This is a genomic window from Neisseria sp. P0021.S006 (assembly GCF_051956895.1).
Genome location: NZ_JBQCWZ010000089.1, coordinates 1 through 3500, shown reverse-complemented (window position 1 = coordinate 3500; position 3500 = coordinate 1). Strand labels below are relative to the sequence as shown.

Annotated in this window: 4 protein-coding genes; 3 read left to right on the top strand and 1 reads right to left on the bottom strand. The window is 49.0% G+C overall.

Features of this window, described 5'->3' with window-relative positions; genetic code table 11:
• Positions 1-584: rod shape-determining protein (locus tag ACTHUM_RS10925; RefSeq protein WP_440402883.1), on the bottom strand; the 584-nt coding region annotated here is incomplete at its 3' end.
• 224 nt (positions 585-808) lie between these two features.
• Here ACTHUM_RS10925 and gatC point away from each other — a divergent pair.
• The 3 genes from gatC to ACTHUM_RS10910 all read left to right on the top strand — a co-directional run bounded on the left by gatC (position 809) and on the right by ACTHUM_RS10910 (position 3416).
• Entirely contained in the window at positions 809-1099 is a 291-nt protein-coding gene (gene gatC / locus ACTHUM_RS10920; protein WP_003685110.1) for an Asp-tRNA(Asn)/Glu-tRNA(Gln) amidotransferase subunit GatC, read from the top strand.
• Positions 1100-1249: 150 nt separating this feature from the next.
• A complete protein-coding gene (gene gatA / locus ACTHUM_RS10915) occupies positions 1250-2698 on the top strand; it encodes an Asp-tRNA(Asn)/Glu-tRNA(Gln) amidotransferase subunit GatA (protein ID WP_049336489.1) in 1449 nt (482 codons plus the stop codon).
• A gap of 97 nt (positions 2699-2795) precedes the next feature.
• On the top strand, positions 2796-3416 hold the full coding sequence (locus tag ACTHUM_RS10910; protein ID WP_049336490.1) for a trimeric intracellular cation channel family protein: 621 nt from the start codon (positions 2796-2798) through the stop codon (positions 3414-3416).
• Positions 3417-3500: the final 84 nt, after the last annotated feature.

The following is a 3500-nucleotide window of genomic DNA, read 5'->3' as shown; positions in this document are numbered from 1 at the left end:
CTTTTATCGAATTCATCGCCGGCTGCGCGGACAGAAGCAGAATAGGCCATGCCGCCCAGTGAAAGAATACCGATTTCAGTCGTACCGCCGCCAATATCGACAATCATCGAACCTGCCGCATCTTCAATCGGCAAGCCTGCGCCTAAAGCGGCAGCCATCGGTTCTTCAATCAAATGTACGCTTGCCGCGCCGGCGGCAAACGCTGAATCCAAAATCGCTTTACGTTCCACTTGGGTAGAGCCGCCCGGAACACAGATAACCACACGAGGCGGAACCAAAGACCGTCCTTCGGTGGCTTTTTTAATCAACATACCCAGCATACGCTCGGTAATCACAAAATCAGCAATCACGCCGTCCCTCATCGGGCGGACGATTTCAATATTGCGCGGCGCACGGCCCTGCATTTTTTTGGCTTCCGTGCCCACAGCCATAATTTTACTTTTATTGCCTGCGCCGGATTGAATCGCAACCATAGACGGTTCATCCAAAACAATCCCTTTGCCGCGTACAAAAATCAGCGTGTTGGCCGTGCCCAAGTCGATGGCAATATCATTGGAGAGGAAACGAGATAAAAGACGAAACATAGGATTCCTGAAATTCCGGCCCAGCCCGGATGTGTTTAGCATTATTTAAAATAAGAAAAACAGGTACACGGTTTAAGACGGATAAATGCCCCCTTAAAAGGCCGTCTGAATTAAAACACCATGCCAACCTGTTTGGTTTTCGGTTATAATTCTTCGCTTCATAGAAGACGAAATGCAATGATACCCCAAACCTAAGAGGCATTGCTATCAGACAAGGATTTTTTATGGCTTTAAGCTTAAATGATGTGGAAAAAATCGCAAAACTCTCGCGCCTCACTTTAACGGACGAAGAAAAAAACAAAACGCTTGCCGAGTTGAACGACATTTTCGCCATGGTTGAAAACATGCAAAGCGTCAATACCGACGGCATTGAACCCATGGCGCATCCGCACGAAGCCGCTTTGCGCCTGCGCGAAGATAAAGTGACTGAAACCGATCATGCCGCAGAATATCAGGCTGTTGCCCCCGAAGTGCGCAACCGACTGTATATCGTTCCTCAAGTGATTGAAGAATAAGGTTTCAGATGGCCTTTGCTTATCGGCAAGCCCCTATTGCAAGGCCGTCTGAAAGGATACTTTGTTCAGACGGCCCGATTTATTGATTTAAACGGATGTTTTCAATATCTGTTTTGAAAGCAAAAACTGTTTTATAGAAAGTACGGCACAATGACCGCTTACACGCTCAAACAAGCCAGCAGCCTGCTGCAATCCAAACAAATTTCCGCAGTCGAATTGGCGACCGAATATTTGGCCGCTATTGCTGCGAAAAACCCTGCCATCAACGGCTATGTGACCATCGATCAAGATAAGACCCTTGCTGAGGCCAAAGCAGCCGATGCGCGTATCGCAGCCGGCAATGCAACGGCTTTGACCGGTGTGCCGGTTGCTTATAAAGATATTTTCTGCCAAACAGGTTGGCGCAGTGCATGCAGCTCCAAAATGTTGGATAACTTTGTTTCTCCTTATACTGCCACTGTGGTGCAAAACCTGTTGGATGCCGGCATGGTGACTCTCGGCCGTACCAATATGGACGAATTTGCCATGGGTTCGACCAATGAGACTTCATTCTACGGCGCAACCAAAAACCCATGGAATCTTGAGCATGTTCCCGGCGGTTCGTCAGGCGGTTCGGCTGCTGTGATTGCGGCGCGTTTGGCACCGGCTGCGTTAGGTTCGGATACCGGCGGTTCTATCCGCCAGCCAGCATCGCATTGTGGCATTACCGGCATCAAGCCGACTTACGGTACGGTTTCACGCTTTGGTATGGTTGCTTATGCTTCCAGCTTTGACCAAGCCGGTCCTATGGCGCAAACGGCCGAAGACTGCGCGATTTTGTTGAACGCCATGGCCAGCTTTGACGAGCGCGATTCCACCAGCTTGGAGCGCGACAAAGAAGACTACACCCGTGATTTGGACAAGCCGCTCAAAGGTTTGAAAATCGGTTTGCCTAAAGAATATTTCGGCGAAGGCGCGGATGCCGATGTTCAGACGGCCTTGCAAAGTGTTATCGATTTGCTCAAAGCTCAAGGCGCAGAGACTGTTGAAGTTTCCCTGCCGCAAACATCATTGTCGATTCCTGCTTATTACGTTCTCGCCTCTGCGGAAGCAAGTACCAACTTATCCCGTTTTGACGGCGTACGTTATGGCCACCGTGCGGCGCAATTCGGCGATTTGGAAGAAATGTATAGTAACACCCGTGCCGAAGGTTTCGGCAGCGAGGTTAAGCGCCGTATCATGATCGGTACTTATGTATTGAGTCATGGTTACTACGATGCTTATTATCTGAAAGCGCAAAAACTGCGTCGTCTGGTTGCCAATGATTTTCAGACGGCCTTTGGTCAATGTGATTTCATTTTGGCGCCGACTGCACCGACTGCCGCGCCAAAACTCGGCAGCGACATTCACGACCCTGTACAAATGTACTTGTCCGATATTTACACCATCGCCGTGAACCTTGCCGGTTTGCCCGCATTGACTCTGCCAGCCGGTTTCAGCGCAAACGGCCTGCCGATTGGTGTGCAATTTATCGGCAACTATTTCTCCGAAGCCAAAATTTTGGGTGCCGCACATCAGGTTCAGCTGAGCAGCGATTGGCACACCAAAGCGCCGGAATAATGTTTTAGGGCCTTGATGATTCAAGGCCGTCTGAAAATAAACCATATAAAAGCGCCTGAATGTATTGAGGTGCTGCATATTGTAGATATTTAAAAACATGACAGCCACCGACTTCATTCAAATCATTGGGACAGCTGCGTTTGCCATTTCAGGCTATTTGGTCGGCTACAACAAGCGGTTGGATGTGCTCGGTGTCGTCATTACTGCGTTACTGACGGCTGTCGGCGGCGGCATGATACGCGATGGCTTGGTTGGCCGGATTCCGCAAGTGTTTTTGCAAACCGATGCGCTGATTGTTGTGTTTGCTACGCTTGCTATCGCATGGTTGATAAGGGTGCAACGTTATCGCAGCACCTATTTGGCCGCTGCTTTTATTATTGCCGATGCCATTGGTTTGGCAGCGTTCAGCATTACCGGTGCACAAATCGGTATGGCTTTGCAGCTTAATCTGTTCGGCGTTATTTCTTTGGCTTTTGTGACTGCCGTTGGTGGCGGTATTGCGCGCGATATTTTGGTCAATGATGTACCGATGATTTTGCGTACCGACCTTTACGGCAGCGTGGCTATTTTGATTGGCGGGCTGATTTATCTGTTCGGGCATTTGGGCTGGATTAATATTTTTACGTTAAACCTGCTCTTTGCCGGCGGATTGTTGTTCCGTCTGACTGCATACCATTTCCATTGGCAACTGCCCGGTTTCCAACGCCGCAGGAAATAAACTTATCTTACAGGCGGCCTGTTATGGTTTTTTATTCAGGCCGTCTGAAAAACGAATCACTCATTTAACCGATTAACTTTTTTT

What these genes read in the sequence shown, in the direction of transcription:
- ACTHUM_RS10910 (WP_049336490.1), top strand. Translation starts at nt 2,796, where the DNA reads ATGACAGCCACCGACTTCATTCAAATCATTGGGACAGCTGCGTTTGCC.
- gatC (WP_003685110.1), top strand. Translation starts at nt 809, where the DNA reads ATGGCTTTAAGCTTAAATGATGTGGAAAAAATCGCAAAACTCTCGCGC.
- gatA (WP_049336489.1), top strand. Translation starts at nt 1,250, where the DNA reads ATGACCGCTTACACGCTCAAACAAGCCAGCAGCCTGCTGCAATCCAAA.